The following is a 25118-nucleotide window of genomic DNA, read 5'->3' on the forward strand; positions in this document are numbered from 1 at the left end:
CATGCGGGTACTTCTGACCGGACACCAAGGCTATCTGGGCACCGTGATGGCCCCGGTCCTGCGCGCGGCCGGCCATGAGGTGACCGGCCTGGACTCCGGCCTGTTCGCCGACTGCGTGCTGGGCCCGGCGCCGGACGACCCGCCCGGCCACACCGTCGACCTGCGCGACGCCGGGCCCGAGGTCTTCACGGGCATCGACGCGGTGGCCCACCTGGCGGCGCTGTCGAACGACCCGCTGGGCTCACTGGCGCCCCAGCTGACCTACGACATCAACCACCATGCCTCGGTACGGCTGGCCGAACTCGCCAAGGCCGCCGGCGTGCGCCGTTTCCTCTATGCCTCCACCTGCTCGGTCTACGGCGCCTCCGGCGGCGACGGCCTGGTCAACGAGGACGCCCCGCTGAAGCCGGTGACCCCGTACGCCGAGTCGAAGGTGCGCGTGGAGGAGGACCTGGCCAAGCTGGCCGACGACGACTTCTCGCCGGTGTACATGCGCAACGCCACCGCCTTCGGCTTCTCGCCCAGGCTCCGGGCCGACATCGTGCTCAACAACCTGGTCGGGCACGCGTTCCTGACCGGGGAGGTGCGCGTGCTGTCGGACGGCACGCCGTGGCGGCCGCTGGTGCACGCCCTGGACATCGCCCAGGCCTTCGCCCTCGCGCTGGTCGCGCCGCGCGGGGCCGTACACGATCAGCCCTTCAACGTCGGCACCGAGCGCAACAACGTGACGGTGGCCGAGATCGCGCGGGAGGTCGCGGACGCGGTGCCCGGCTCGCGGCTGACGATCACCGGCGAGGCGGGCAACGACCCGCGCTCCTACCGTGTGGACTTCGCCAGGATCCGGCAGGCCATGCCCGATTTCGACGCGGGCTGGACCGTGGCCGCGGGAGCCGCCGAGCTGGTCGAGGCCTACCAGCGGCACGGCCTGGACAAGCACGCCTTCGAGCGCCGCTTCACCCGTCTGGCCCGCCTGGCCGACCGGCAGGGCGCCGGGACCGTGGACGGGACACTGCGCCCGTGAAAGAGCTGGTCGAGCGCCTTTATCCGATCTGCCGCAGCATCACCGGCGACGGCGTCCGCGAGACGCTGGCGATCATCGGCGAACACCTGCCGCTGACGGTCTCCGAGGTGCCGACCGGCACCCAGGTGCTCGACTGGAACGTGCCGCAGGAGTGGAACATCCGCGACGCCTGGATCAAGGACCGGTCCGGCCGCAAGGTGGTCGACTTCCAGGAGCTCAACCTGCACGTGGTCGGCTACAGCGTGCCCGTGCGCGGCACGTTCACGCTGGAGGAGCTGCGCCCGAGGCTGCACACGCTGCCCGGCCTGGTGCCCTACCGCACCAGCTACTACAGCCAGACCTGGGGCTTCTGCCTCACGCAGGAGACGCTCGACGCGATGGACGAGGGCCCCTACGAGGTGCTCATCGACTCCACGCTGAGCGATGGCAGCCTGACCTACGCCGAGCACGTCATCCCGGGCGAAATCGACGACGAGGTGCTGATCTCCTGTCACACCTGCCACCCGTCGCTGGCCAACGACAACCTGGCCGGCATCGCGGTCGCGGTGGAGCTGGCGAAGAGCCTGGTCAGCCCCCGCCACACCTACCGGTTCATCTTCGCGCCAGGCACCATCGGCGCGATCACCTGGCTGGCCCGCAACCGCGGGCGGACCGAGCGGATCAAACACGGCCTCACCCTGGCCTGCGCCGGCGACCCCGGCCCGCTCACGTACAAACGCAGCAGGCGCGGCGACGCCCCGATCGACCGGGTCGTCGCCCACGTGCTGCGCGAACGACCGCACACCCTGCTCGACTTCTCGCCCTACGGCTACGACGAACGCCAGTACTGCTCACCCGGCTTCAACCTGCCGGTCGGCGGTCTGACCAGGACCCCGTACGCCGGCTACCCCGAGTACCACACCTCGGGCGACAACCCGGGCTTCGTCACCGAGGAGGCCATGGCCGACACCCTCGACACCCTCGAACAGGTGGTCGAGGTCCTGGAGGGCAACCGCGCCTACCTCAACCTCAGCCCGTACGGCGAGCCGCAACTAGGCCGGAGAGGCCTCTACGCGCCACTGGGCGGAAGGAGTGACACGAAACAGGCCCAGATGGCGATGCTGTGGGTGCTGAACCTCTCCGACGGCGAACACACCCTGCTCGACATCGCCGAGCGCGCGAACCTGCCGTTCTCCGCGGTGGCCCAGGCCGCTGTCGCGCTGCATGGCGCGAGCTTGTTGAAGGAGAAGACGTGATGGAGCTCCGGGTCGGGGACCTGGTGGAAGTTCGGAGCGAAGAAGAGATCCTGGCCACCCTGGACGATCGGGGCGAGCTGGACAGCCTGCCGTTCATGCCGGAGATGCTCAAGTACTGCGGGCAGCGCATGACCGTGCACAAAGTGGCGCACAAGCTCTGCGACACGATCGAGAAAGGACGCATGCGCAGGATGGAGCATGCCGTACATCTGACCGGGGCGCGCTGCGACGGCGGCGCGCACGGCGGGTGCGGGACGGCCTGCTCCATCTACTGGAAGCACGACTGGCTGAAGAAGGTCACGCCCGCGGATCCGGAGGAGGCGGCCAGGCCGGCGCCGAAGCTGCTGCCGCTGCTGGACGCCAACACGCTGAAGGGTCCCGACCGCTTCGCCTGCCAGGCCACCGAACTGCTGCGGGCGGCGCCGACCTGCGTGCGCTTCAGCGACGTCGGCCAGTACGTGACCGATGTGAAGACCGGCAACGCGGGCGTGCTCGCGACCGTGCGCACGATCACGGTCGGCCTGTTCAACCACTGGCAGCGCTTCTCCCGCCGGCTGCCCCGGCCGTTACGCATCAAGAACGGCATCAACTGGGGTTTCGTGCCGCCGGGCACGCTCAAGCGCACCCCGTCCGGCGAACTCGACCTCAAGCCGGGCGAGCTCGTACGGGTCCGGCCGAAGGCCGACATCCTCGCGACGTTGGACGCCAACCGTAACAACAGGGGCCTGGGTTTCGAAGAGGAGATGGCCAGGCACTGCGGCAAGGTGACCAGGGTCCGCTCACGGGTGGAGGTCTGCGTCGACGAGCGTACAGGCGAGTTGCTGACCATGAAGAGCCCGTGCATCACGCTCGAGGACATCGTCTGCGCGGGCGCTTACAGCGTCAACTGCCCGCGGGAGTTCGTGCCGTTCTGGCGGGAGATCTGGCTGGAACGTGTCAACGAGAGCGAGAAGTATCAGTGACATCCATAGGTCAGCAGGCCGGGCGCGGGTTGCGCTGGGGTCTGGTCGGGAATCTGATCACCCGGGCCGGGTCGTTCACCATGGGCCTGGTCCTGGCCCGGCTGCTGACCCCCGAGGACTTCGGCGTGTTCGCGGTGGCCATGGCCGCCACCGCGTTCGTCATGACGGTCAAGGACCTCGGCATCATGGCCGCGGTCGTGCAGTGGCGTGGCAAGCTCGAAGACGTCACGCCGACCGCGACCCTGCTCTCGTTCGTCTCGGCGATCATCCTCTACGGGATCTTCTGGCTCGGCGCCCCCTACTACGCCGCCGCCTCCGGCGCGCCGGAGGCCACCGGCGTGGTCCGGCTGCTGACCGCGATCATCCTGGTGGAGGCGTTCACCGCGGTACGCAGCGCGGCCATGCTGCGCCGCTTCGAGCAGGACAAGCTGACCACCGCCATCGCGATCGGCTTCGTGGCCAACGCCGCCGTGGCCATCTCGCTGGCCAAGGCGGGCGCGGGCGCGTACAGCTTCGCGTGGGGCCAGGTCGTGGCGGCGGTCATCACCGGCGTGATCGTCTTCTTCTGGGCCAAGCTGCCCGGCAGGATCGCCTTCGACCGGCCGATCGCGGTCAAGCTGATGAAGTTCGGACTGCCCTCCGCGGCGGGCGTCGGGCTGGAGAGCGTGCTGCTCAACGCCGGCTACATCGTGGTCGGCGCGGTCATGGGCCCGGACTGGCTCGGCTACTTCCTGCTCGCCTTCAACGTCTCCAGCTGGGTGCCCGGCCTGATCGGCAACGCGATCAGGAACGTGGCCATCCCCGGGTTCTCCCGCCTGGCCGAGGACGGCGGCGAACGCCTGTCCGACGGGGTACGGCGGGCCACCCCACTGCTCTACACCGCCATCCTGCCGTTCGCCGTGATCATGGCGACCCTCGCGCACCCGCTCATCGACCTCCTCTACGGCGAGAAGTGGGGCCAGTCGGCCGGCGTGCTGCGCTGGCTGGCGGTGGTCATGGTGGTCAGGATGCTGGTCGCGCTGACCTACGACATCCTCACCGCGCAGGGCGCCACCAAGGCGACGGTCTGGATGAACCTCGGCCACGCCTTCGTGCTGCTGCCCGCGCTGATCGCCGGCGCGCATCTGGACGGGATCCGGGGCGCGGCCATCGGCCAGGCGATCGCCTCGGTCGCCGCGGCGATGCCGCTGGCCGTGTTCTTCCTGCGCAGAGCGGGCGTGGACCTGCACGGCGTCCTGCCGTCGCTGCTGCGTCCGACGCTCGCGGCTGTGCTCGCCACCGCCACCGCGTACGTGATCGAGCGCCTGGTGAGTGCTCCGGCGGTGGTCGAGCTGATCACCGCGGGCGGCGCCGCCATGCTCGTGTACACCCTTGTCGTCGTGCCCGTTCTCAGGAAGATGCCCTCTTTCGGGAAGAAGGAAGTCGCGTCATGACCGTCTCCATCGGCCTGCCCGTCTACAACGGCGCCGAGCATCTGGCCGAGACCGTGCGATCGATCCTGGCTCAGGATCACACCGACATCCAGCTGGTCATCTCCGACAACGCCTCCACGGACGGCACACAGGAGATCTGCCGCGAGCTGGCGGCGGCCGACGAGCGCGTGCTGTACCACCGCCAGCCGCGCAACCTGGGGACCATCCCCAACTTCATGACCGCGATGGAGCTGTCGACGGGCGAGTACTTCCGCTGGATCGGCGACGACGACCGGATCGAGCCGAACTACGTCTCACGCGTGCTGCGCGAGTTCGAGCGTGACCCGCGGGTCATCCTGGTGACGCACCAGACCGCGTACACCACGGAAGGCGTGACCACCACGGCCCGCTACGAGGGCACCGAGCTGGGTTCCGACGACCCGGTCGAGCGCTTCGCCGAGCTTCTGCGGCTGCTGACCGAGAGCTACACGATCATCGACCCGCTCTACGGGCTCATGCGGCGCGACGTGGCGGTGAGCATCCCGCGGCCGATCCTGGTGCGCGAGGACGAGCTGGCGGCGGCCCGCTACGCCCTGGCCGGGCCGTGGGCGCACGTCAACGAGGTGCTGGCGGCCCGGATCTGGATTCCGGCCCGCATGCTGAAGATGTCCAGGCGGCACGAGCTGCCGACCTGGCGCGGCGTCTTCGCCAACGTGATCTTCACCCGCGAGCTGCTGCGCGCCGCCGAGGAGGCCGGGCTCGACGCCGACCAGCGCCGCCGGGCGCGGGCCGCGGTCTACAAGCACTACGCGGCTCGGCAGCGGATGTTGCTGCGCCGCCGTACGCGCCGTCTCATGCGCCTCATTCCGGGCATGTAACGGATCGCCCCATATTGCCGAGATATAAAGCAATTAATTGGGGCGGGGAGCACGAGAAAGTTCAACCCATGACGTCAGTCTTCTCCAGCAGCACCTTTGACGACGACGCTCGCCGGGATCTCATCTTCAAGGGGGAGATCTTCACCTTTCCGGCCACGGCGGCCTCGACCGAGCTGATCACGTTCGCGCGGGAGCTGATCGAGGAGGCCTTCGCGGGCAGGAACCCGGAGACGGCGCAGTTCGAGATGCCCGTAGAAGAGTTCGCCGGACTGCTGTCGGACCTGAAGCCGCGGTTCATCCACCACCCGCGGTGCAAGGAGATCCTGCCCAAGATCTTCGAGGAGATGGGCATGAACCTGGAGCGCACCTACTACGACGTCCCCCGATTACGGACGTCCACCTCCGACCGCTACCTCGACTCGGGCATCTCCTACGCCTACCACGCCCACCGCGACTGCTGGTATTCGGCGCCCTTCAGCCAGGTCAACTGGTGGATCCCGGTGTTCGAGGTGGTGCCGGAGAACGTCATGGCCTTCCATCCGCGCTACTTCGACCGGCCCGTGGCCAACGGCAGCGCCCGTTACGACTATGGCGAGTGGAACCGCGTCGGGCGGCCCACGGCCGCGCGCCACATCCACTCCGACACCCGCGAGCAGCCCAAGCCGGAGGAACCGCTCGACCTGCAGCCCGAGATCAGGATCGTGCCCGAGCCCGGCGGGATCCTGATGTTCTCCGGCGCGCAACTGCACTCGACCGTGCCCAACACCTCCGGGCGCACCAGGTTCAGCGTCGACTTCCGGACCGTGAACCTGGACGACGTGCTGGCCGGAAGGGGTGCGCCGAACGTGGACGCCGCGTGCAGCGGCACCACGCTGGGCGACTTCATGCGGGCGAGCGACCTTGAGCGGATACCGGAAGCCGCGCGTGCTATGTAACGACAAGCCCCATTGGAACGATGAAATCGTGTTGGGGGCCTGCGTCCCGGGCACTGAGGGGGAGACCGGCACGTGAATTTCTGGAAGGCGCTCCTGCGCCTCCTCCTGCAGAAGCGCATTGGGATCCCAGTCGCCTTGGCCGCCGTAGGCGTCGCGGCGGCGACCTTCGCCGTCATCCCGGTCCGCTACATGTCGAGCACCATCATGATGGTGTCCCCGCCGGTCAACGGCGGCATCGTCAACCGCAACGCGGTCAACCCGGGCGGCGGCGGCAACCCGCTGCTCATCCAGACCGAGGGGCTCAGCACCGCCGTCGCCACGCTGGTGCTCGCGCTGAGCGTCGAGGAGACGCGGGTCGAGCTGGGCGCGCCCAAGGACGGGCCCACCGAACTGGTCGTCAACGACGGCAGCACCAGTCCCCGGCTCATCGGCATGGACGGACCGTTCCTCTATGTGGAGGCCACCAGCACCTCGGCCAAGGCGTCGGCGGACGTCGTGGCCAAGGCGCGGGAGCGGCTGATCCGCGAGCTCGACGGCCGGCAACGGGAGCTGGGCGCGCCGACGGCCACGTACGTGGTGCTCATGGACATCGTGCCGCCCACGCCGCCCGAGTCGGACTCCATGGACAAGTTCATGGGCGCCGCGATGGGCTTCGTGATCGCGATGTTCCTCGGGATCAGCATCGTGTACGGGCTGGAGCGCCGCCGTGCCCGGAGGCGGGTGGCGCGGGCGCCGGCCGTACCGGAGAAGGAACTGGTGGTCCACGCGCAGATTCCGGGCAAACGCCCGGAGCCCGCCGCCGACGAGGACGACATGCCGACCGACTCCTTCCCCGCCGTGGTCGCCGAGGAGACCTCCAACGGCAACGGCAAGGCCAAGGCGGAAGAGCCGGAGGACGACAGCGAGCCCGAGGACGCCGTGGCCACCGAGCGCGGCGGCTGACGGGAGCGCCATGGACTTCTGGAGCACGATCGGCGTGCTGTTCCGGCGCTGGTATGTGGTGCTGCCCGCGTTCGCGCTGGCGATCTTCGCCTCGCTCGCGGTCTACCGCACGGTCCCGGTGCAGTACGCGTCGAACGCCGTGATCGCCCTGACCCTGCCCAAGAACGGCGGGGTGCTGCCGTACAACCCCAGGGAGCCCAATCCGGAGCTCAACCCGCTGATCGTCACCGAGCGCGGGCTGACCGCCACGGCCTCGATTCTCATCGCCGCGCTCAACTCGCCCGACGTGGCCACCGAACTGGGCGCGCCCCCCGGTGGCGCGGTCGAGCTGAGCGTCAACAACGGCAGCAGCAACCTGGAGGCGATGGCCAACGGGCCGCTGGTGTACATCGAGGTGGAGAGCCCGTCGCCGGACCTGTCGCGTGAGCTCGTGCAGCGGGTCAGCGCCCGCGCGCGGGTGGAGCTGCGCGAGCGGGAGGTGCAGGTCGCGGCCCCGGCCACGACCTACATCGTGGTCACCGACGTCGTGGCGCCCACCGCGCCGGAGCCCCGGCTGGCCCGCAAGTCGCGGGCCATGGTCGTGGCGCTGGCGCTCGGCGGCATGGCCGCGCTGACCTCCGCCTACGCCGCGGAGAGCTTCGCGCTGGCCCGGCGCAGGCGGGTGGCCAAGGACGCGGGCCTGCCCGAGGTGGTCCTGCCCGAGCGGGTGCCCTGACCATGGCCATCGACTTCCGGCCCGCCGGGCTGCCCAGCCTCAACGGGCACCGGCCGGTGCAGGTGGCCGACCTCGACGGGATGTTCGCCGGCCCGCGCGCCGACGGGGCCACGATCGCCTGCATCTACATCGTGATCCTGCTGACGACGCCGGCCGCGCTCATCGTGCGCGGGCTGCCGCTGTCGGTCACGCCGGCGGCGATCGTCGGCATGATCGGACTGGTGCTGTGGCTGATCACCCAGCTGACCACCACGCTCGGGGCGGCCAAGGGCCGCAACATGGCGCGTTCAGGCCTGTTCCTGTTCTTCACCGCGAACCTGGTCAGCTACGGCTACGGCACCTACCACTGGCTGCCGTCCGACGAGCTGAACCTGGCCGACCAGAACCTCTTCCTGCTGCTGGCCAACCTGGGCATCGGGCTGCTGGTCTGCGACGGCGTACGCGGGATCGAGCGGCTGAACCTCGTGCTGAAGGCGGCGGTGGCCGGTGGCGCGATCATCGGCGTCATCGGCGCGATCCAGTTCGTGACCGGCTTCGACATCACGCGCTACCTGGTGCTGCCCGGTCTCCGGCTGAGCTGGGAGGACCTCTACGTCTTCGAGCGCGGCTCGGTGCGCAGGGTCGCCGCCACCACCGCGCACCCGATCGAGTTCGGCGTGATCAGCGCGATGCTGCTGCCGATCGCCGCGCACTACGCGCTGCGGGCCAAGGCGCTGGGCCGGCCGTTCCTGCGCTGGTGGGCGTGTACGGCGATGATCGGGGCCGGGCTGATGTTCTCGGTCTCGCGTTCGGCGGTGCTGAGCCTGGTGGCGATCGGCGCGGTGCTGGTGTGCGGATGGACGTGGAAGCGGCGGCTGCGGGCGCTGGCCGTGCTCGCCGGCTTCCTGGCGGTGATGAAGGTGGCGGTGCCGGGGCTGCTGGGCACGTTCCTCGACCTGTTCGTCAACTTCTTCACCGACTCCAGCGTGCAGTACCGCACGCACGACTACGGCATCGCCATCGCCGAGATCGAGCGGCACCTGTGGCTGGGGCGCGGCACCGGCAGCTGGTATTTCCCGAAATATCAGGTGTTCGACAACCAGTACATGCAGACCGCGATCGACCTGGGCCTGATAGGCACCGCCGTCTACGTCATCATGATGGCGCTGGGCATCGTGGCCGGGCTCTGGGCCAGAAGGCTCAGCAAGGACCCGCACGTGCGCGATCTCGGGCTGACACTGGGCGGCGTCATGCTGGCCCCGATCGTGGCCTCGGCCACCTTCGACCTGCTCGCCTTCGCCACCGTGACCGGGCTCATGTTCCTGCTCATCGGCGCGTGCGGCGCGCTGCTGCGCGTGGCCAGGCAGGAGGCTCAGCCCATGCAGGCCAGCGGCCCGACCACCCCGGTCACCCGGTAGGCGTCGTCGATGGTCACGAGCTTGTTGTCGCGCCAGTCGACGGTGGCGCACTCGACCTCCGCCGGTTTGTAGTCCCAGGTGTTGTCGACGAGCAGGTTGTTGCGGAAGATCACGTACCCGCCGATGTCCCAGAGCTGGATGCTGAACGTGCCGCCCATCAGCAGGTTGTTGGTCATCACGACGTTCTCCACGTCGGGGTTCTGCGTGCGCGGGATGAAGATCGGCGCGTTGTGGTCGGTGACGCCGCGCTGGTCGATGGTGTTGTGGTCGAAGACCAGGTTGCTTCTGGCGTAATAGCCCTGGATGCCGTCGGAGTGGTCCTTCGGGTTGGAGCACAGGTCGATGAAGGAGTCCTGGACGACGATGTTGTCGCCGGAGAAGCGGATGCCGTCGCCGTGGTTGCGCACGTGCACGCGGACCGCGGTGAACTCGCCGTCCCCGATGCCGGGCAGGCTGTCGCAGCCCTGCTCGGGGCCGACCGTGCTGTCGCTGATCGTGAAGCGCTTGAGCTTCCTGTCCTTCTCGTTGAGTATGCGGCCGTCGATCACGCTGTTGGTGATCACCACGTCGTCGGCCAGGACGACCAGGTCACCCTTGATGTGCACGCGGTCGAGCCGCCGCCCGGCCACGTCGACGCGGTGGGCCTGGCCGCTGTCGTTGAGCACCGCCTCGGTGAGCTTGGTGCCGGGCGGCACGCCGGTGCAGGCGGCCGTCGGGTGGTCGGGGCAGGCGCGGCCGTCGGGCGCGACGACCTGGCGCGGGCCCAGCGCGGTCGGCCTGCTCGTGGCCTTGGGCGTCGGCTGCGGTTTGCCGGTGCTGGTCAGCGGGGAGGCGCTCGGCGACGGGTTCGCCGAGGCGGTCACCGTGACCGTGACGGTCGGCCCGCCCCGCGGGGTCAGGGCCCCGCTCGACGGCGCCTGGCCGCCCGCGGCCGTGCACGCCGCCGTCGTCACCAGCGCGGCGAGCACGGGCAGGCCCTTGAACAACCGTCGCATCGCAGCCACTCCTTCAGGTCAGGCGGTCGAGCAGCCGCGCCCACGAACCGGCGGCGAGGTCACGCGCGCTGACCGCCGCGGCGGGCAGCGGCCAGTCGATCTTGAGGTCCGGGTCGTCGTAGCGGACCGAGAGGTCCTCGGACGGGTCGTGCTCGCGGTCGATGCGGTAGCAGACGTCGGTCTGCTCGGTCAGGGCCTGGAATCCGTGCAGGAATCCAGCGGGCACGTAGAGGGTCACGAAGCTCTCGTCGTCGAGCGTGACCGCCTGGCTCCGGCCGAACGTCGGCGAACCCGGCCGGATGTCGACGAGCATGTCACGGACCGCCCCTCGCGCACATCTCACCAGTTTGGCCTCACCGCGCCCGGCTCGCCCGTGCATTCCGCGAATCGTGCCCTGGCGCGAGCGCGACTGGCTGTCCTGGACGAACGCGGCCGGGTCGATGCCGTGCTCGGCCGCGAGCACCGCGTCGAACGTCCGCGTGAACAGGCCCCGATCGTCACGGTGCGGGGTCGGAACGAACAGCAGGACCCCGTCCAGGGCGGTCCGCTCTACTCTCATGGTCGGCCTTCCGAAGGGAACGACAGGTGAATCCCGTCGCCAGCATCGTCATCCCCGCGCACAACGAGGAAGCGGTCATCGCGGCCGGACTCGACCGGCTGCTCGGCGGCGCGGCTCCGGGCGAGTTCGAGGTGATCGTGGTGGCCAACGCCTGCGCCGACGCCACCGTATCGGCCGCCGCGCGCCCCGGCGTGCGGGTGCTGGAGACGCCGGTCGCGGGCAAGGCCAACGCGCTGCGGATGGGAGACGCCGCCTGCGGCGCCTTCCCGCGGATCTACGCCGACGCCGACGTCGGGCTCGACGCGGACTCCGCCCGCGCGCTCGCGGCCGCGCTGGCCCGGCCGGGCGTCCTGGCCGCCGCGCCCAGGCCCGTCTGGGACCTGGAGGGCGCCACGTGGGTGGCCGGGCGGGTGCACCGCGTGCACGACGCGCTCGTGGCGCCGCACCGCGCGCTGGCCGGCGTCGGCGTCTACGCGCTGGGCAAGGAGGGGCACGCGCGCGTCTTCCCGCTGCCCGACGTGCTGTCCGACGACGGCTGGGTGCACGCGAGCTTCGCGCCGCACGAGCGCGTGGTCGTGGACGGCGCGAGCTCGGTGGTGCGTCCCGCGCGCTCGGTCCGCGCGCACCTGCGCCGCCGCGTGCGGGTGCGGCTGGGCAACCGGCAGCTGGCCGAGCTCGGCCGGCCGGTCAACGCGGTGCCGCTGCGGCTGGGCGATCTGGGCGCGCTGCTGCGCGCCGGCCGGGTGAGCGTGCTCGACGCCGGCTGCTACCTCGCCGTCCTCCTCGCAGACCGTCTCCTGACCCGGGTACGGCGCGGCCGCCCCGCCGACTGGGGCACCGACGCCAGCAGCCGCTGAGCTCATGATGAGGCGACGGCGGCCTCGTAGGCGGCCAGCAGCGCGGTGCGCGAGTTCGCCCAGGACAGCGGGCCCGACACCCGGGCCTGCCCGATCTCGCCCATCTTGCGGCGCTCGTCCGGGTCGTCCAGCAGCAGCGCGATCAGCTTGGCGAACTCCGACTCGTCGTTGGGCGGCGCGTACCGGGCCGCCTCGCCCGCCGAGACCCTGGCCTCGCGCAGGTCGAAGGAGACGATCGGCCGGGCCATCGCCATGTACTCCATGATCTTGTTCATCGTGGAGACGTCGTTGAGCGGGTTGAGCGGGTCGGGCGCCAGGCAGACGTCCGCCGTGGACAGATAGCGCAGCAGGTCCGCGTCGGGGATGCGGCCGGTGAACTCGACGACGTCCTCCAGCCCGAGCGTCCTCGACAGCTCGACCATGGCCTCGAACGTGTCGCCGCCGCCGACGAAGACCGCGTGCCAGTCGTCACGGCCCAGCTCGTCGCGGAGCTTGGCCAGCGCGCGTAACGCGTAGTCGACGCCGTCCTGCGGCCCCATGACGCCCAGGTAGCACAGCAGGTGGGGGCGGCCCTTCTTGAGCTCGGGCTCGGGCGGCACCTGGTGGAAGCGCTCGACGACGGGGGCGCTGCGGACGACGAAGACGTCCTCGGGCCGCTTGCCGCCGCGGGTGAGCGCCACCTGCCGGTAGGACTCGTTGGTGGCGATGACGACGTCGGCGACCCGGTAGGTGGCCCTCTCAAGGGCGCAGACCGCCCGGTAGAGCAGGTCGCGGCCGCGGGTGAAGCGGGACTCGTACAGCTCGGGGATGAGGTCGTGCTGGTCGAAGACGTAACGGCTGCGCCAGCGCAGCTTGGCCAGGAGGGCGACGAGGAAGAAGAAGTCGGGCGGGTTGCAGCCGTGGACGACGTGGACCGGGCCCACGCGCCTGGACAGGCGGAACGTGTGCCACAGGGCGGTGCCGTACTCCTTGAGGTAGCCCTTGGGGCCGCCGGTCGCGGCGGTCAGCGGGTAGCGGTGGATGGTGATGCCGTCGATGACGGCGTACGGCTCGGTGTCCTGCTTGGCGCCCTGCGGGCAGATGACGTGCACCTCCCAGCCCGCGTCGCGCAGCGTCGTGCTCTCCTGCCAGACGCGCCGGTCCATCGGCACGGAGAGGTTCTCGACAAGGATCAGCGCTTTCCTACCAGCCAAGGCCCACATATCCAGGTTCAGCCCGCCGCTGCTCGGCGTCGGGCAGGCGGACGAGGTCGATGACCGGGCGGTCCCCGGCGCGCGTGAGCACGTCGAGCACGGCCTGGTCCTTGCAGCCGACCACGCACACCTCGGCGTGGTCGAGCACCTCCTGCGCGGAGTCGGTGAGCAGGTCGGCCAGGTGCGGCAGGCGCTGCTCGACGTAGGCGCGGTTGGCGCCCATCAGCCGCGACAGGGTGACGTTCGCGTCGTAGATGCGCAGGTCGTAGCCCTTGCCGAGCAGGCGTTCGGCCATCTCGACGAGCGGGCTCTCCCGCAGGTCGTCGGTGCCGGGCTTGAACGACAGCCCGAACAGCCCGACCTTGCGCCGGTCGGCGCCGATGACCAGGTCGAGTGCGCGCTGCAGGTGCGCCTCGTTGGCGGGCAGCACGTGGGACAGCAGCGGTACGGAGACGTCGGCCCGGCGCGCGGCGTAGACCAGGCCGCGCAGGTCCTTGGGCAGGCAGGAGCCGCCGAAGGCGAAGCCGGGGCGCAGGTAGGCGGGGGAGACGTTGAGCTTCCTGTCGGCCAGGAAGATGTCCATGACGCGGTGGGAGTCGATGCCGAGGGCCTGGGAGACGGCGCCGATCTCATTGGCGAAACCAATTTTCACCGCATGGAACGCGTTGTCGGCATATTTCGTCATCTCGGCGACGGGAATCGGGACGCGGAATACCTCACCCGGTAAATCCCGGTATAACGCGGCGACCAGATCGCCCGTCTCGCGATCGGATTCCCCGATCACCGTTTTCGGCGGATCGAAGAAGTCACGCACGCTGGTGCCCTCGCGCAGGAACTCCGGATTCACCGCCACCCCGAAATGCGTCCCCGCCTTCAGGCCCGAGGCGCGCTCCAGGATCGGGATGAGCAGGTCCGCGCAGGTGCCCGGAAGCATGGTGCTGCGGAAGACGACGGTGTGCCTGCGCGTCCCGTCGATCGCCCGCCCGATCTGCTCGGCCACCCGCTCCAGGAAGGCCGTCGACAGGCTTCCGTTCGCCGCCGACGGCGTTCCCACGCAGATCAGCGAGAGGTCGCTGGCCGCCACGGCCGCGACCGCGTCGGTGGTGGCGCGCAGCCTGCCATCCTGCACCACCTCCCGCGTGAGCTCGCCGATCCGCTCCTCCACCACGGGCGCGAGCCCGCGGGAGATGAGCTCGGCCTTTTCCGGATTGACGTCCACTCCGACGACCTCGTGGCCCATCGAAGCGAGACACGCGGCCGAGACGCAGCCGACGTATCCGAGGCCGAAGACGCTGATCCTCATCTGCCCTCCAGACAAGCAAGGGCAGCGCATCCCCCCGCCCACGTCTCGGATATCGATACCTGCGCTTGGAACGTTACGAGAGGCAGCAGGTCGTGATATTTACGGGTGATGAGCGAGCTCGTAGTAACTCGCAAGAGGCTGGATTCACTGACCGGGTTACGGTGGATCGCCGCCTTCGCGGTCTTCGGTTTCCATATCCACGCGGCCGGGCTGACCAGCGACCCGGCGTTGAAGACGGTACTGTCCGCCCTGTTCTCCGCGGGCGCCGCCGGTGTCCCCTTCTTCTTCATCCTGTCCGGGATGGTGCTGACCTGGTCGGCGCGGCCCGGCACCTCCGCCGGAGTCTTCTGGCGGCGCAGGGCCGCGCGTGTCCTGCCCAACCACGTCTTGACCTGGCTCGCCGTACTGGCGTTGCTGGCCGTCTCCGGCGTCGCCGTCTCCGCCGGTCCCGCGCTGAGCGGGCTGGCGCTGCTGCAGAGCTGGGTGCCGGTCGAGGCCTTCTACTTCGGCGGCAACACGCCTGCCTGGTCGCTGTCGTGCGAGCTCGCGTTCTACGCGGCCTTCCCGGTGCTGCTGCCGTTGCTGCGACGGGTGCCCGCGCATCGGCTGGGCTGGGTGGCGGGCGGGATGCTCGCGGGCATCTGGGCGGTGCCGCTGCTGTCCCAGCCGATGGGTGACGAGATCGCCTACTGGTTCGTCTGGATCTTCCCGGTCACGCGGGCGCTGGAGTTCGCGCTGGGCATCACGCTGGCGTTGCTGGTCGCCTCCGGGCGCTGGCGGGGGCCCGGCCTGCCGGTCGCGGCGGTGATCGCGCTGGCGGCCTATGCCACGGTGCCGTTCGTGTGGGAGCGCTGGGGATGGGTGGCCTGGACGGCGGGGCCGTTCGCGCTGCTGATCGCGGCGGCGGCGACCAGCGACAACCTGGGGGAGCGGGTCTCGTTCCTGGCCTCGCGGCCCATGGTGTGGCTGGGCGAGATCTCCTTCGCCTTCTACCTCGTCCATCAGCCGGTGATCAGGGTGGCGGGGCGGCTGGTCGGGGGCGACCGGGCGGTTCCCGTCGTGCTGCTGGCGGTCGCGGGCATGCTCGCGCTCGCGCTCGCCGCCTCGTGGGCGCTCTACCGGTATGTCGAACGGCCGCTGGAGCGGCGGCTGCGCTAGGTGGTCATGTCAGGCGGCGCTTCATCCGGCTCAGCGTGGGCCTGGCCCGCTCCAGCGCGGTGCGGGCGGCCCGCCGTACCGGATTGCGGGTGACCAGACCTTGACCCACGGTCGTCTCGCCCGTCTTGGCGCGGCGCTTGTACTCGTCGTCGCCGCGCCCGAGGTCGATGCGCTCCACGCCCAGGGACGGCGCGGCCAGCACCAGCTCACGCAGCAGGATCCAGCCGGGCGCCAGCTTGGCGTGGCCGGGGTCGTAGACCGGGAACCACCAGTGCAGCACCCCGCCCGACCTGATCCCGAAGTGCGCGGCCAGCAGGTGCGGACCGGCGTGCAGGGTCGACAGGATGCCCGAGAAGTCCGGCTCGCGGGTGTGCAGGAGCAGCTTGAGCAGGTCCGTACGGCCGGGTTCGGCGAAGTAGTCGCGCGCGCCCGTCGCCCGGTACTGGTCCCGCTTCAGCTCGATCACCCGCGCCAGCGCGTCCTCGTCCAGGCTGTCGGCGGCGAAGCGCACCGGCCCCAGCTCGCGCCCGGCCTTGGCGGCGCGCCTGCGCGCCTGCCCCATGTTGTCCTTGCCCGCCTTCGACGCGCGGGCGAGGTAGCCGTCGAGCCCGCCCTCCACCTCCACGTACGGCGAGGCCCGCCGGGTGACCGTCCACCGGTCGAACCCCGCCACCCCCTCCACCAGGTGGTCGAACTCGAACCCGGTCACCCCCTTGCCGAGCAGCCGCAGCGGCTCGAAGGCGGTCCCCGGCGCCAGCAGCGGCCCCTGGAAGTCCGCCCCCGGCCACCCGGCAGGACGCAGCGTCGAGCCGATCAGATGGCAGGCCAGCATCGCGTCCTCGCCCACGGCCACGTGCACGGCCCGGCCGCTCGCGTGCACCGCCCCGGCGAAGCGCGGATGGAAGAAGGGACTGTCCAGCGCCGGATTGGCCGCGCGCAGCCCGTGCCAGGTGTCGAGCTGCTCCAGCGTGAGCTCGTGGAAGGGCAGCAGCCTCATTGCGGCAGGCTCTTCCAGCGCCGCGCGGGCCGCAGCAGCCAGGCCACGCACTCGCGCGAGGTCCTGCGCCCGGTCAGCGCCCGCGCCGCCTCGCCGAGCAGCACGATCAGGAAGTACAGGCCCCCGGCCAGAGGGCCGCGCCGGCGCCGGAACAACGTCACCTTGTTGATCATCAGCAGCGCCGCCAGCGACGGGTTCACCGCCGAGTCGCCGCCGATGTGCTCGATCACCGACGCCGGCTCGTACCAGGTGGCCCAGCCGTGGTCGGCGGCGCGCAGGCAGTACTCGGTCTCCTCGCTGTAGAGCAGGAACGACTCCTCCCACGGCCCGAGCTCGGCCAGCATCCGCGCCGACATGCACAGCGCCGCGCCGGTCGCCCAGGCGACCTCGCGCGCTTCGGCGTACTCGCTCGGGTGCGTCACCAGCTCGCCCAGCCTGCCGAGCCGGCCCGCCCGGATCCCGCCGATGGCCGCCTCCACCGCGGCCCGGCCGATCGACGGCATCCGCCGCAGCGACGGCTGCAGCGAGCCGTCCGGATTCACCATGTACGGCGCCGCGATCCCCCGCCAGGCCGCCTCCGCCAGCGGCAGGATGGATCCCTGCCGCAGCCGGCAGTCCGGGTTGATCAGGTAGACGGCGTCCAGTTCCCCCAGGTCGAGCGCGGCCACGGCGGCGTTGAAGCCCGCCGCGTACCCCGCGTTCGAGCCCACCTCCACCACCCGCGCCCCGCCCGCCTTCGCCAGCGCCACGCTGTCGTCCTTGGAGGCGTTGTCGGCCACCACCACGTCGATGAGCTTCACGCCCTCCGAACCCGCGACGATCGAGCGCAGGCAGCCGTCGATCACGTCGGCGCTGTTGTAGGTGACGATCACCACCGCGACCCGCTTCATCCGCGTGTCCTTTTGTAGAGGCGGGCGCCCAGATCGCGCAGCGACGTCCCGGAGTGCAGGACCCGCTCGATCCACGCGCTGTCCAGATCGTGCTTGAGGCTGGTACGCGCCTGCAGCCAGCCGCCGGGCCTGGCCCGCCCGCCGTCGCTGGTGTACGCCCGGCTCACTCCCGCCCGCCTGAGCCTGGCCAGCACGCGGCGGTCGTAGGAGCCGAACGGGATCGCCACCCGTGACACCCGGCGCCCGGACACCTCGCTCAGCACCGTGTGTGCCTGGGCCAGCTCCTGTTCGGCCTCGCGCGCCGAGACGCGCCGCCAGTCGCGGTGCGCCCAGCCGTGCGAGCCCACCCGCATCCCGGAGGCCACCAGCGTCCGCACGCCGTCCTCGTCCAGGCGGCCCGGCTTGCCGAGCTCGCCGGCCAGCACGAAGAACTCCGCCTGCAGTCCCCGCTCCAGCAGTCTCGGCAGCGCGATCTCCAGGTCGGAGGCGTTGCCGTCGTCGAAGGTGATCCGCACGTCGGGCCGGTTCACCACCGCGTCCATGACCTGCTCGAACCGTTCCACGCTCACCCAGGTCAGATCCTCGCCCGGATCGAGCGTCCGGCGGGTTTCGCCGATGCCGTGCACGGTCAGGTTGACGACCGAATCCCCCACATGCCCCTCCCAGGTCAGCTTTAGGTAATCGGGCGGTGGATGACCCCGTTACACCGCGGCCAGCAGTTTTTGCAGGTGCAGGCCCCTGTTCACGTCGATCTCATGGGGACGCCACTCGCGCACCGCCGCGGCGAACTCCGCGCGCAGCGCCGCCCTGGTCGGCTCGGAGTCGCCGGCCAGGTCGGCCAGGTCGAGGCGAAGCTCGCCGTGCGGGCCGTACATCTCGTAGACCGTGCGCTTGCCGACGCCGGGCACCTGGCCCGACAGCGTCAGCTGGCTGACCGCGCCGCCCTCGTGCAGGCAGGTCAGCATGTGCACGGCCGATCCGGCCGAGCTGACCTCCTTGATCGTGCCGAGGGCGGCGTCGAGGAGGTCGAGGCCGTGCGGGCCGGTGTTGTAGAGGACGCCGCCCCTGCTCCGCCACGGGCTGTGGGCGAACGTGCCGTCGCGGAACTCGTTGGTGAGCTGGCAGGCCCGCCCGCCGTACAGGCTGGTCTCGGCGCACGCGCGCAGGAACGCGCGCACGCCGGGACGGAAGCGGTTGGTGAGCGTCAGCATGCTCGGGACGCCCGCCCGCCCGACCTCCGCCGCCACCCGCTCCGCCGCGGCGACGTCGAGCGCGAGCGGCTTTTCCAGCAGTACGGCCCGGCCCGCCCGCGCCGCCCGGACCGCCAGAGCCGCCTGCACGTCCGGCGGGACGGCGAACACCACGGCGTCGCAACGTTCCAAAAGCTCGTCGAACGTGTCGGACACCGGCACGCCGACCCGTGCCGCGTTGCCGGGATCGCGCGACCAGACACCCGCCAGCCGTGTCTCGGGACCCGCGGCGAACGTCGGCGCGTGAAACGCCCGCGCCCACGGCCCGGCGCCGGCCAGCCCGATCGAGACCGTCACGCCTTGATCGCGATCAGCGATTTGGTGAGCCCCGCCACCCTTTCGGCCCTCATCCGCGCGGTGGGGAAAAGCAGCGCCATTTCCGCGCGGCCGATCAGCTCGATTTCCAGCGCGTCCTGGAGCGCCGCCGACCAGTCGGGGGACTTGGTGTGCACCAGCGGCCAGCGCCGGTTGATCCGGGCCCGGACGTTCAGCGGCAGGAATTGGTAGAAAGGAAAAAGCACATGCGGCTCGACCGGAAAGTATCTGTAGGGCGTCTGGACCCAGAACCGCCCGGCGAGCGAGTGCACCGCGTCGGCGAACGCCTGCCGCCTGGCGTAGCCGCCCACGTGCTCGATCACCGCGTTGGAGAAGACCAGGTCATAGTCGTCGCCCAGAATGCGTTTGGGCAGGTCACAGGCATCGCCCACTTCCGTCCTGAGCCAGCTCGGCAGCTCCTGGTCATCGTGCGCCAGGTTGATGACGTGGACGCTGGCCGGTTTGATCGGGGCGCGCATCCAGGCGGTGGCGGTGCCGCCGAGGTCGATGACGTTCATCTGTCCCAGGTCGGGAAAGCTTTCGGCCACCCAACGCCAGCGGCGCGCCCGCGCCTTTGCCGCGACGGAATTAGGACCGTCGACGAATAAATTCCGCAAGGGAGATCCCACCGCGTCATCTTCGCCTACGGGCTGCCACCGCGCCAGCCTTCTACCCAGGTAGGCCACCTTCGGCCACCTTGCTGTAGTTCTTTCCGAGCGGCCGGCCGGGGATCGGCTTGGCGATGAGGGCGACCGGGATGAAGAAGCAGATCTGGCCGATCGTGAGAATGAGTGTCCAGAGCGCCTTCTCGTCGTAGAGGGCCGCCGCCCTGGCGTACAGCTCGTCGGGGACGCGCTCCCCGGACGGGTTCGGGGTGAGGACCGCCTCCACGAGCTCCAGCGCGACCCGTTCGGCGTCGGTAAAGTAGGGGGCGTCCCGCCAGGACGGCAGGGCGGCGATGCGCTCCTCCGTCTCCCCGGCCTTGCGCAGCAGTTCGGTCTGCCGGACGGTGTGGTACGTGCTGCCGGCGATCTGCCCGGCGCGCAGCTGGATCAGGATGATGGTGATGGCCGGGATCGCGCCGTTGTGGGTGGCCTTGGTCATGGCGCCGGCGATCGTCCCCACCTCGGGAAAGAACTGCATGGGGTCGGGCAGGCGCGACTCAATGGATGCGGACATGGGGCTTCTCCCTATGATCGGCGTTGTCTCGGAGGTCCGACGACACAGCCGCGGGGAATGTGAGGCCTCACGTTCCGGCGGGCTACGGCGTCGTACTCATGACAGATCCATCCAGCGCCGTCCTGGCCGTCGAGGAGTCACCCGTGTTCCTGCGTGTCGCGATCATCCTGCAAGCCGTGGCCCTCTTCCTTACTTCCATCACCGCCGGGCTGCTGCTGACCGCTCCCAGTGGACGGGTGTTGCACAGCGCCTCGGCGTACTCGGTGTTCGCCGCGGGTCTGGTGCACCTGATCGCGGTGATCCTGGTCTGGCGGCGGGGCGGCGGCGCTGGCCGGCCCGTCCTGTACTCGGCCGGGTTCTTCGTTCTCGTCCTGGCGCAGATCGCGCTGGGCATCGCGCAGGCGGTGACCCTGCATCTCCCCTTGGGCGTGCTGCTGTTCGGCTACAGCGTCCTTCAGCTCAGCCAGCTGCCGTCGGTCCGGCGTCTGGCGCCGGAGACCGTTTGAGCGGTGGCAGGCCGGGGTCGCCGGTCTGCCACCCCCCTTGATCAGGACTTTCTCTGCTGGTCGGCGTACCAGGCGATCGTGTTCTTCAGCCCGTCGACGAGTGAGGTTCTGGGCTGCCAGCCGAGCGTCGACCCGGCGGGGCCGACGTCGGCGATATGGGCGCGGTCGAGCTGCCGGTCGGGCAGCGCGCCGTACTGGGGCGTGATCGGGCTGGCGGCCAGACGATGGAGCAGCTCGATCGTGTCCCTGATGGACACGCCCACCCCGCTGCCCACGTCGTACATGCCACCGGCGGCCTTCTCACTCTCCGCCGCCGCGACGAACGCCTCGATCACGTCGTCGATGTAGATCCAGTCGACCAGCCGGGAGCCGCTGCCGATCCGGGCCGAGCGCCCGTTGAGCAGCTCCGTGGTCACGTACGGCACCAGCTTGGCGATGTCCCGCTGGCCGGGGCCGTACACCATCGCGATGCGCAGCACGGACACGTCCACCGACCACAGATGGTGGAAGAGCCGTGCGTATACCGTGGCCGCGGACTTGGCCGCGGAGTACGGCGAGTGCGGCGCGCTCTCCTCGGAGCGCATCTCCTCGATGGACCCGGCGAAGACCAGCTTCATGGGCTGTCCCGCCGCGGCCGTGAGCAGGTTGACCGCGGCGACCAGGTTGCCGTCCAGCATGGCTCTGACCATGCCGACGTCCCTGATCCCGGTGACCTCACTGGCCAGGTGGAAGACCAGGCGGGGCCGGATCGTGCCCAGGAGGTCGGCGGTGGGCGCCGCCTCGCGCAGGTCGCACCGGTGCCAGATCTCGGCTCCTACCTGCGGTTGCGGCTGCCTGCTCACCGCGTGCACCTCGGCGCCGAGCAGTTCGAGCCTGCGCGCGAGATGCGATCCGATGAACCCGCTGGCGCCGGTGACCAGCGCGCGAGTTCCTTGCCATTGCGGCATTCTCTTTTCCCTCCTTCATGACATGTCGGAACGTGCCTGAACGGAGGGGCGGCGGCCCCCTCGGACTGGGCGGGGGGTGGCCGGGATTGTGGGGATCGGGGTCGGGCCCCGCCCGTGTGAGGCGGCGGTGGCTTCGCGTGCGGCGTCGCGGGACGTACCTGCGGATCTCCCGGCGCTGCCGTTGCGGCCGCGCGGCGGCGGTGGCCGTGGCGACGGGGGACGAGCGCCTGGGCGAGCAGTGCGCGGGCCAGGCGTGCCGTGGAGTCCTGGTCAGGCGGCAGGGGTGACCGCCGCAGTCGGGTTCGACGGGCGCTTGCTCGGACTCCACGACGGAGACGTGCGCGGCTACCGCCGGCGGTATGGCCACCGCCGGTAAGCCGAGAAATGCGGCCGCCAAGAGCAAGACGGCAGACAGCACGCTCTTGGCAGCCAAGTGAGTCTCCGCGACAGAGGTTCTGCTACGGAGACATTGTCGGCTCGGCTCAGCCGATGCGCCAGGTGTCTCCGCCGAGCAGAAGCTCGCTGAGATCTCCCGGGCCCTTCCCGGTGGCCGCCTGCTCCAGTTGCTCGGCCATGAGCACGTCGTAGGCCGGGCGGTCCACCTGCCGGAAGATGCCGATCGGCACGTGCTCGAACGCCGGCTCGTCGAGCCTGCTGAGCGCGAACGCGAGCGACGGGTCCGGGTTGTGCGCGTCGTGGACGAGGATCTGGTCCTCGCTCACCGAATCGCGCGCGACCACCTCGATGCCGCCGTTGGCCGCCCTGACCACGGCCTTGGAGGTGCTCACGATCGGCTGGTCGTGCTCCATCCGCAGCGTGATGTCGTCGCGGACCTCGGGGTCCTTGAGCGGCTCGAAGGCGTTGTCGTTGAAGATGTTGCAGTTCTGGTAGATCTCCACCAGCGACGTGCCCCGGTGCGCGGTGGCCTCGCGCAGGACCGACTGCAGGTGCTTGCGGTCGGAGTCGATCGTGCGCGCCACGAACGAGGCCTCGGCGCCGATGGCCAGCGAGATCGGGTTGAACGGCTTGTCCAGCGAGCCCATCGGCGTCGACTTGGTGATCTTGCCGACTTCGGAGGTGGGCGAGTACTGGCCCTTGGTCAGACCGTAGATCCTGTTGTTGAACAGCAGGATGTTCAGGTTGACGTTGCGGCGCAGCGCGTGGATGAGGTGGTTGCCGCCGATCGACAGCGCGTCGCCGTCACCCGTGATCACCCACACCGACAGGTCGGGGCGGCTGGCCGCCAGCCCCGTCGCGATCGCCGGCGCGCGGCCGTGGATCGAGTGGAAGCCGTAGGTGTTGAGGTAGTACGGGAACCGCGAGGAGCAGCCGATGCCGGAGACGAAGACGATGTTCTCCCGCTTGAGCCCCAGTTCGGGCAGGAAGCTCTGCACCGCGGCCAGGATCGCGTAGTCACCGCAACCCGGGCACCAGCGCACCTCCTGGTCGGACTTGAAGTCCTTGAGCGTCTGCTTCACGTCGGTCTTGGGGATGAGGTTCAGCCCCTTGCCATTGACCAGCTCAGTCATTTCTCAATCACGTCCTGAATGACTCCGGCCAGCTCCTCGGCCTTGAACGGAAGCCCGCGCACACGGTTGTAGCTGATGATGTCCACCAGGAACTTCGCGCGCAGGAGCAGGGCCAGCTGTCCCAGGTTGATCTCGGGCAGCAGCACCTTGTCGTAGCTCTTGAGCACCTCGCCGACGTTGGCGGGCAGCGGGTTGAGGTGGCGCAGGTGAGCCTGGGCGACCTTGCCGCCGGCCTTCCTGATCCGCCGCACCGCCGCCGCGATGGGCCCGTACGTCGAACCCCAGCCCAGCACTAGCACCTTGGTGCCGTCGTGGACGTCGTCGACCTCCAGATCGGGGACGTCGATCCCGTCGATCTTGGCCTGGCGCAGCCGGACCATGAGGTCGTGGTTGTTGGGGTCGTAGGAGATGTTGCCGCTGCCCTCGGCCTTCTCGATGCCGCCGATGCGGTGCTCCAGGCCCGGCGTGCCGGGGATGGCCCAGGCGCGGGCGAGCGTCTCGGTGTTGCGCTTGTAGGGCAGGAACTCCTCGTCGCCGTTCTTGACCGCGAACTCGGTGGAGATGTCGGGCAGGTCGGAGACCTCGGGCAGGCGCCACGGCTCGGAGCCGTTGGCCAGGTAGCCGTCGGACAGCAGGTAGACCGGCGTGCGGTACTTCACCGCGATCCGCGCGGCCTCGATGGCCGCGTCGAAGCAGTCGCTCGGCGAACTGGGCGCCACGATCGGCACCGGCGACTCGCCGTTGCGGCCGAACATGGCCATCAGCAGGTCGGTCTGCTCGGTCTTGGTCGGCATGCCGGTGGAGGGGCCCGCGCGCTGCACGTCCACCAGGATCAGCGGCAGCTCGGTCATGACCGCGAGGCCGACGGTCTCGCCCTTGAGCACGACGCCGGGACCCGACGTGGTGGTCACGCCCAGCGCGCCGCCGAAGGCCGCGCCCAGGGCGGCGCCGACACCGGCGATCTCGTCCTCGGCCTGGAACGTCCGCACGCCGAACTTCTTGTGCTTGGACAGCTCGTGCAGGATGTCGCTGGCCGGGGTGATCGGGTAGGAGCCGAGGAACAGCGGCAGCTTGGCCTGCACGCTCGCGGCGATGAGGCCGTAGGCGAGAGCCTGGTTGCCGGAGATGTTGCGGTAGACGCCCGGCGCCAGCTTGGCCGGCTTGATCTCGTAGGAGACCGAGAACGACTCGGTCGTCTCGCCGAAGTTCCAGCCCGCCTGGAAGGCCGCGATGTTCGCCTTGGCGATCTCGGGCTTCTTCGCGAACTTCTGCTCCAGGAACGTGATCGTGTGCTCGGTCGGCCGGTGGTAGAGCCACGACAGCAGGCCGAGCGCGAACATGTTCTTCGAGCGCTCGGCGTCCTTCTTCGACAGGTCGAAGCCCTCAAGGGCCTTGACCGTGAGGGAGGTCAGCGGCACCGCGTGCACCCGCCACTCCGACAGCGAGTCGTTCTCGAGGGGGTTGCCCTCGTAGCCGACCTTCTGCAGGTTGCGCTTGGTGAACTCGTCGGTGTTGGCGATGATGTCCGCGCCCCGGGGAAGATCGCCGAGGTTGGCCTTGAGCGCGGCGGGGTTCATCGCCACCAGGACGTTCGGAGCGTCCCCCGGCGTGAGGATGTCGTGGTCGGCGAAGTGCAGCTGGAAGCTGGACACACCCGGCAGCGTTCCTGCGGGGGCGCGGATCTCGGCGGGGAAGTTGGGCAACGTGGACAGGTCGTTGCCGAACTCCGCGGTGCCCGCGGTGAAGCGGTCGCCGGTGAGCTGCATGCCGTCGCCGGAGTCACCGGCGAATCTGATGATCACACGGTCGAGTTGCTGAACCTGCTTCGTCACGGCGCCTCCTTGGTCGGCGCGGTGTGCTCGCGGGTGCCCTCGCTACGCTCGGTCACGAGTCCTCCTCGACGCGCCATTGCGCGGGAGCGGGCGCGGTCTCTGTTTCCATGC

The 25118-nt window shown here is 70.0% G+C and carries 26 protein-coding genes; 13 read left to right on the forward strand and 13 right to left on the reverse strand.

Going from position 1 to position 25118, the window contains the following annotated elements:
* The first annotated feature begins 1 nt into the window (after nt 1).
* The 9 genes from ACIBHY_RS23905 to ACIBHY_RS23945 all read left to right on the forward strand — a co-directional run bounded on the left by ACIBHY_RS23905 (nt 2) and on the right by ACIBHY_RS23945 (nt 9497).
* Nucleotides 2-1021 carry an NAD-dependent epimerase/dehydratase family protein gene (locus ACIBHY_RS23905; protein WP_397247746.1) on the forward strand — a complete coding sequence of 340 codons (1020 nt, stop codon included), beginning with the start codon at nt 2-4 and terminating at the stop codon, nt 1019-1021.
* Nucleotides 1018-2256: a DUF4910 domain-containing protein gene (locus ACIBHY_RS23910; RefSeq protein ID WP_397307728.1), complete on the forward strand. Its 1239-nt coding sequence runs from the start codon at nt 1018-1020 to the stop codon at nt 2254-2256. Before ACIBHY_RS23905 ends, ACIBHY_RS23910 begins: the two co-directional genes overlap by 4 nt.
* A complete protein-coding gene (locus ACIBHY_RS23915; RefSeq protein ID WP_397248029.1) occupies nt 2256-3218 on the forward strand; it encodes a hypothetical protein in 963 nt (320 codons plus the stop codon). The genes ACIBHY_RS23910 and ACIBHY_RS23915 overlap by 1 nt, the downstream gene beginning before the upstream one ends.
* Nucleotides 3215-4651 carry a lipopolysaccharide biosynthesis protein gene (locus tag ACIBHY_RS23920; protein WP_397247750.1) on the forward strand — a complete coding sequence of 479 codons (1437 nt, stop codon included), beginning with the start codon at nt 3215-3217 and terminating at the stop codon, nt 4649-4651. The genes ACIBHY_RS23915 and ACIBHY_RS23920 overlap by 4 nt, the downstream gene beginning before the upstream one ends.
* Nucleotides 4648-5508, forward strand: coding sequence for a glycosyltransferase family 2 protein (locus ACIBHY_RS23925; protein WP_397247752.1), 861 nt, complete (start codon nt 4648-4650; stop codon nt 5506-5508). Before ACIBHY_RS23920 ends, ACIBHY_RS23925 begins: the two co-directional genes overlap by 4 nt.
* A 68-nt stretch (nt 5509-5576) precedes the next feature.
* A complete protein-coding gene (locus ACIBHY_RS23930; RefSeq protein ID WP_397247754.1) occupies nt 5577-6443 on the forward strand; it encodes a hypothetical protein in 867 nt (288 codons plus the stop codon).
* A gap of 72 nt (nt 6444-6515) precedes the next feature.
* Nucleotides 6516-7385 carry a hypothetical protein gene (locus ACIBHY_RS23935; RefSeq protein ID WP_397247756.1) on the forward strand — a complete coding sequence of 290 codons (870 nt, stop codon included), beginning with the start codon at nt 6516-6518 and terminating at the stop codon, nt 7383-7385.
* A gap of 10 nt (nt 7386-7395) precedes the next feature.
* Nucleotides 7396-8100 (forward strand): hypothetical protein, encoded by a 705-nt coding sequence (locus ACIBHY_RS23940; RefSeq protein ID WP_397307729.1) that lies wholly within the window; start codon nt 7396-7398, stop codon nt 8098-8100.
* A 2-nt stretch (nt 8101-8102) separates the two neighbouring features.
* Entirely contained in the window at nt 8103-9497 is a 1395-nt protein-coding gene (locus ACIBHY_RS23945; RefSeq protein WP_397247760.1) for an O-antigen ligase family protein, read from the forward strand.
* Here the strand turns inward: ACIBHY_RS23945 and ACIBHY_RS23950 are convergent.
* Both ACIBHY_RS23950 and ACIBHY_RS23955 read right to left on the reverse strand, forming a co-directional pair.
* A complete protein-coding gene (locus tag ACIBHY_RS23950; protein ID WP_397307730.1) occupies nt 9452-10492 on the reverse strand; it encodes a hypothetical protein in 1041 nt (346 codons plus the stop codon). The two genes, ACIBHY_RS23945 and ACIBHY_RS23950, sit on opposite strands and share 46 nt — an antisense overlap.
* Nucleotides 10493-10505: 13 nt before the next feature.
* Nucleotides 10506-11051, reverse strand: coding sequence for a dTDP-4-dehydrorhamnose 3,5-epimerase family protein (locus ACIBHY_RS23955; protein WP_397247764.1), 546 nt, complete (start codon nt 11049-11051; stop codon nt 10506-10508).
* 26 nt (nt 11052-11077) lie between these two features.
* Between ACIBHY_RS23955 and ACIBHY_RS23960 the strand changes: the two genes are divergently transcribed.
* Complete coding sequence (locus tag ACIBHY_RS23960) at nt 11078-11908, forward strand: glycosyltransferase (RefSeq protein WP_397247766.1); 831 nt, start codon at nt 11078-11080, stop codon at nt 11906-11908.
* 2 nt (nt 11909-11910) lie between these two features.
* On the opposite strand, the gene ACIBHY_RS23965 is transcribed toward ACIBHY_RS23960, so the two are convergent.
* Together ACIBHY_RS23965 and ACIBHY_RS23970 are read right to left on the reverse strand one after the other, a co-directional pair.
* Nucleotides 11911-13101 (reverse strand): glycosyltransferase family 4 protein, encoded by a 1191-nt coding sequence (locus ACIBHY_RS23965; RefSeq protein ID WP_397247768.1) that lies wholly within the window; start codon nt 13099-13101, stop codon nt 11911-11913.
* Complete coding sequence (locus ACIBHY_RS23970) at nt 13091-14404, reverse strand: nucleotide sugar dehydrogenase (protein WP_397247770.1); 1314 nt, start codon at nt 14402-14404, stop codon at nt 13091-13093. Before ACIBHY_RS23970 ends, ACIBHY_RS23965 begins: the two co-directional genes overlap by 11 nt.
* 108 nt (nt 14405-14512) lie before the next feature.
* Here ACIBHY_RS23970 and ACIBHY_RS23975 point away from each other — a divergent pair, with 108 nt between their 5' ends.
* A complete protein-coding gene (locus ACIBHY_RS23975; protein WP_397307731.1) occupies nt 14513-15562 on the forward strand; it encodes an acyltransferase family protein in 1050 nt (349 codons plus the stop codon).
* Nucleotides 15563-15566: 4 nt separating this feature from the next.
* Here the strand turns inward: ACIBHY_RS23975 and ACIBHY_RS23980 are convergent, their stop codons facing one another.
* The 6 genes from ACIBHY_RS23980 to ACIBHY_RS24005 all read right to left on the reverse strand — a co-directional run bounded on the left by ACIBHY_RS23980 (nt 15567) and on the right by ACIBHY_RS24005 (nt 20193).
* Entirely contained in the window at nt 15567-16559 is a 993-nt protein-coding gene (locus ACIBHY_RS23980) for a GNAT family N-acetyltransferase (RefSeq protein ID WP_397247774.1), read from the reverse strand.
* Nucleotides 16556-17449 carry a glycosyltransferase family 2 protein gene (locus tag ACIBHY_RS23985; RefSeq protein ID WP_397247776.1) on the reverse strand — a complete coding sequence of 298 codons (894 nt, stop codon included), beginning with the start codon at nt 17447-17449 and terminating at the stop codon, nt 16556-16558. Before ACIBHY_RS23985 ends, ACIBHY_RS23980 begins: the two co-directional genes overlap by 4 nt.
* Nucleotides 17446-18102: a polysaccharide deacetylase family protein gene (locus tag ACIBHY_RS23990; RefSeq protein ID WP_397247779.1), complete on the reverse strand. Its 657-nt coding sequence runs from the start codon at nt 18100-18102 to the stop codon at nt 17446-17448. Before ACIBHY_RS23990 ends, ACIBHY_RS23985 begins: the two co-directional genes overlap by 4 nt.
* 48 nt (nt 18103-18150) lie before the next feature.
* Complete coding sequence (locus tag ACIBHY_RS23995; protein ID WP_397247781.1) at nt 18151-18996, reverse strand: Gfo/Idh/MocA family protein; 846 nt, start codon at nt 18994-18996, stop codon at nt 18151-18153.
* On the reverse strand, nt 18993-19532 hold the full coding sequence (locus tag ACIBHY_RS24000; RefSeq protein WP_397307732.1) for a hypothetical protein: 540 nt from the start codon (nt 19530-19532) through the stop codon (nt 18993-18995). The genes ACIBHY_RS23995 and ACIBHY_RS24000 overlap by 4 nt, the downstream gene beginning before the upstream one ends.
* 151 nt (nt 19533-19683) lie before the next feature.
* A complete protein-coding gene (locus tag ACIBHY_RS24005; protein WP_397307733.1) occupies nt 19684-20193 on the reverse strand; it encodes a carboxymuconolactone decarboxylase family protein in 510 nt (169 codons plus the stop codon).
* Between the two features lie 98 nt (nt 20194-20291).
* On the opposite strand from ACIBHY_RS24005, the gene ACIBHY_RS24010 reads away from it, so the two are divergent.
* Nucleotides 20292-20699 carry a hypothetical protein gene (locus ACIBHY_RS24010; protein WP_397247787.1) on the forward strand — a complete coding sequence of 136 codons (408 nt, stop codon included), beginning with the start codon at nt 20292-20294 and terminating at the stop codon, nt 20697-20699.
* Between the two features lie 41 nt (nt 20700-20740).
* Here ACIBHY_RS24010 and ACIBHY_RS24015 read toward each other — a convergent pair whose 3' ends face one another.
* Nucleotides 20741-21646 carry an NAD-dependent epimerase/dehydratase family protein gene (locus ACIBHY_RS24015; protein ID WP_397247789.1) on the reverse strand — a complete coding sequence of 302 codons (906 nt, stop codon included), beginning with the start codon at nt 21644-21646 and terminating at the stop codon, nt 20741-20743.
* A gap of 137 nt (nt 21647-21783) precedes the next feature.
* Here ACIBHY_RS24015 and ACIBHY_RS24020 point away from each other — a divergent pair, with 137 nt between their 5' ends.
* On the forward strand, nt 21784-21933 hold the full coding sequence (locus ACIBHY_RS24020; RefSeq protein ID WP_397247791.1) for a hypothetical protein: 150 nt from the start codon (nt 21784-21786) through the stop codon (nt 21931-21933).
* A 195-nt stretch (nt 21934-22128) separates the two neighbouring features.
* Here ACIBHY_RS24020 and ACIBHY_RS24025 read toward each other — a convergent pair whose 3' ends face one another.
* Entirely contained in the window at nt 22129-23175 is a 1047-nt protein-coding gene (locus tag ACIBHY_RS24025) for a 2-oxoacid:ferredoxin oxidoreductase subunit beta (RefSeq protein WP_397247793.1), read from the reverse strand.
* Nucleotides 23172-25007 carry a 2-oxoacid:acceptor oxidoreductase subunit alpha gene (locus ACIBHY_RS24030; RefSeq protein ID WP_397247795.1) on the reverse strand — a complete coding sequence of 612 codons (1836 nt, stop codon included), beginning with the start codon at nt 25005-25007 and terminating at the stop codon, nt 23172-23174. The genes ACIBHY_RS24025 and ACIBHY_RS24030 overlap by 4 nt, the downstream gene beginning before the upstream one ends.
* Between the last annotated feature and the right edge of the window lie 111 nt (nt 25008-25118).

Source organism: Nonomuraea sp. NPDC050547 (assembly GCF_044457345.1).
GTDB lineage: Bacteria > Actinomycetota > Actinomycetes > Streptosporangiales > Streptosporangiaceae > Nonomuraea.

Coding starts and splice junctions, on each gene's coding strand:
- ACIBHY_RS23955 (WP_397247764.1), bottom strand. CDS start 11,051: ATGAGAGTAGAGCGGACCGCCCTGGACGGGGTCCTGCTGTTCGTTCCG.
- ACIBHY_RS23905 (WP_397247746.1), top strand. CDS start 2: ATGCGGGTACTTCTGACCGGACACCAAGGCTATCTGGGCACCGTGATG.
- ACIBHY_RS24015 (WP_397247789.1), bottom strand. CDS start 21,646: ATGCCGCAATGGCAAGGAACTCGCGCGCTGGTCACCGGCGCCAGCGGG.
- ACIBHY_RS23915 (WP_397248029.1), top strand. CDS start 2,256: ATGGAGCTCCGGGTCGGGGACCTGGTGGAAGTTCGGAGCGAAGAAGAG.
- ACIBHY_RS23940 (WP_397307729.1), top strand. CDS start 7,396: ATGGACTTCTGGAGCACGATCGGCGTGCTGTTCCGGCGCTGGTATGTG.
- ACIBHY_RS24010 (WP_397247787.1), top strand. CDS start 20,292: ATGACAGATCCATCCAGCGCCGTCCTGGCCGTCGAGGAGTCACCCGTG.
- ACIBHY_RS23930 (WP_397247754.1), top strand. CDS start 5,577: ATGACGTCAGTCTTCTCCAGCAGCACCTTTGACGACGACGCTCGCCGG.
- ACIBHY_RS23970 (WP_397247770.1), bottom strand. CDS start 14,404: ATGAGGATCAGCGTCTTCGGCCTCGGATACGTCGGCTGCGTCTCGGCC.
- ACIBHY_RS24005 (WP_397307733.1), bottom strand. CDS start 20,193: ATGTCCGCATCCATTGAGTCGCGCCTGCCCGACCCCATGCAGTTCTTT.
- ACIBHY_RS23945 (WP_397247760.1), top strand. CDS start 8,103: ATGGCCATCGACTTCCGGCCCGCCGGGCTGCCCAGCCTCAACGGGCAC.
- ACIBHY_RS24025 (WP_397247793.1), bottom strand. CDS start 23,175: ATGACTGAGCTGGTCAATGGCAAGGGGCTGAACCTCATCCCCAAGACC.
- ACIBHY_RS23925 (WP_397247752.1), top strand. CDS start 4,648: ATGACCGTCTCCATCGGCCTGCCCGTCTACAACGGCGCCGAGCATCTG.
- ACIBHY_RS23985 (WP_397247776.1), bottom strand. CDS start 17,449: ATGAAGCGGGTCGCGGTGGTGATCGTCACCTACAACAGCGCCGACGTG.
- ACIBHY_RS24000 (WP_397307732.1), bottom strand. CDS start 19,532: ATGAACGTCATCGACCTCGGCGGCACCGCCACCGCCTGGATGCGCGCC.
- ACIBHY_RS23975 (WP_397307731.1), top strand. CDS start 14,513: ATGAGCGAGCTCGTAGTAACTCGCAAGAGGCTGGATTCACTGACCGGG.
- ACIBHY_RS23980 (WP_397247774.1), bottom strand. CDS start 16,559: ATGAGGCTGCTGCCCTTCCACGAGCTCACGCTGGAGCAGCTCGACACC.
- ACIBHY_RS23950 (WP_397307730.1), bottom strand. CDS start 10,492: ATGCGACGGTTGTTCAAGGGCCTGCCCGTGCTCGCCGCGCTGGTGACG.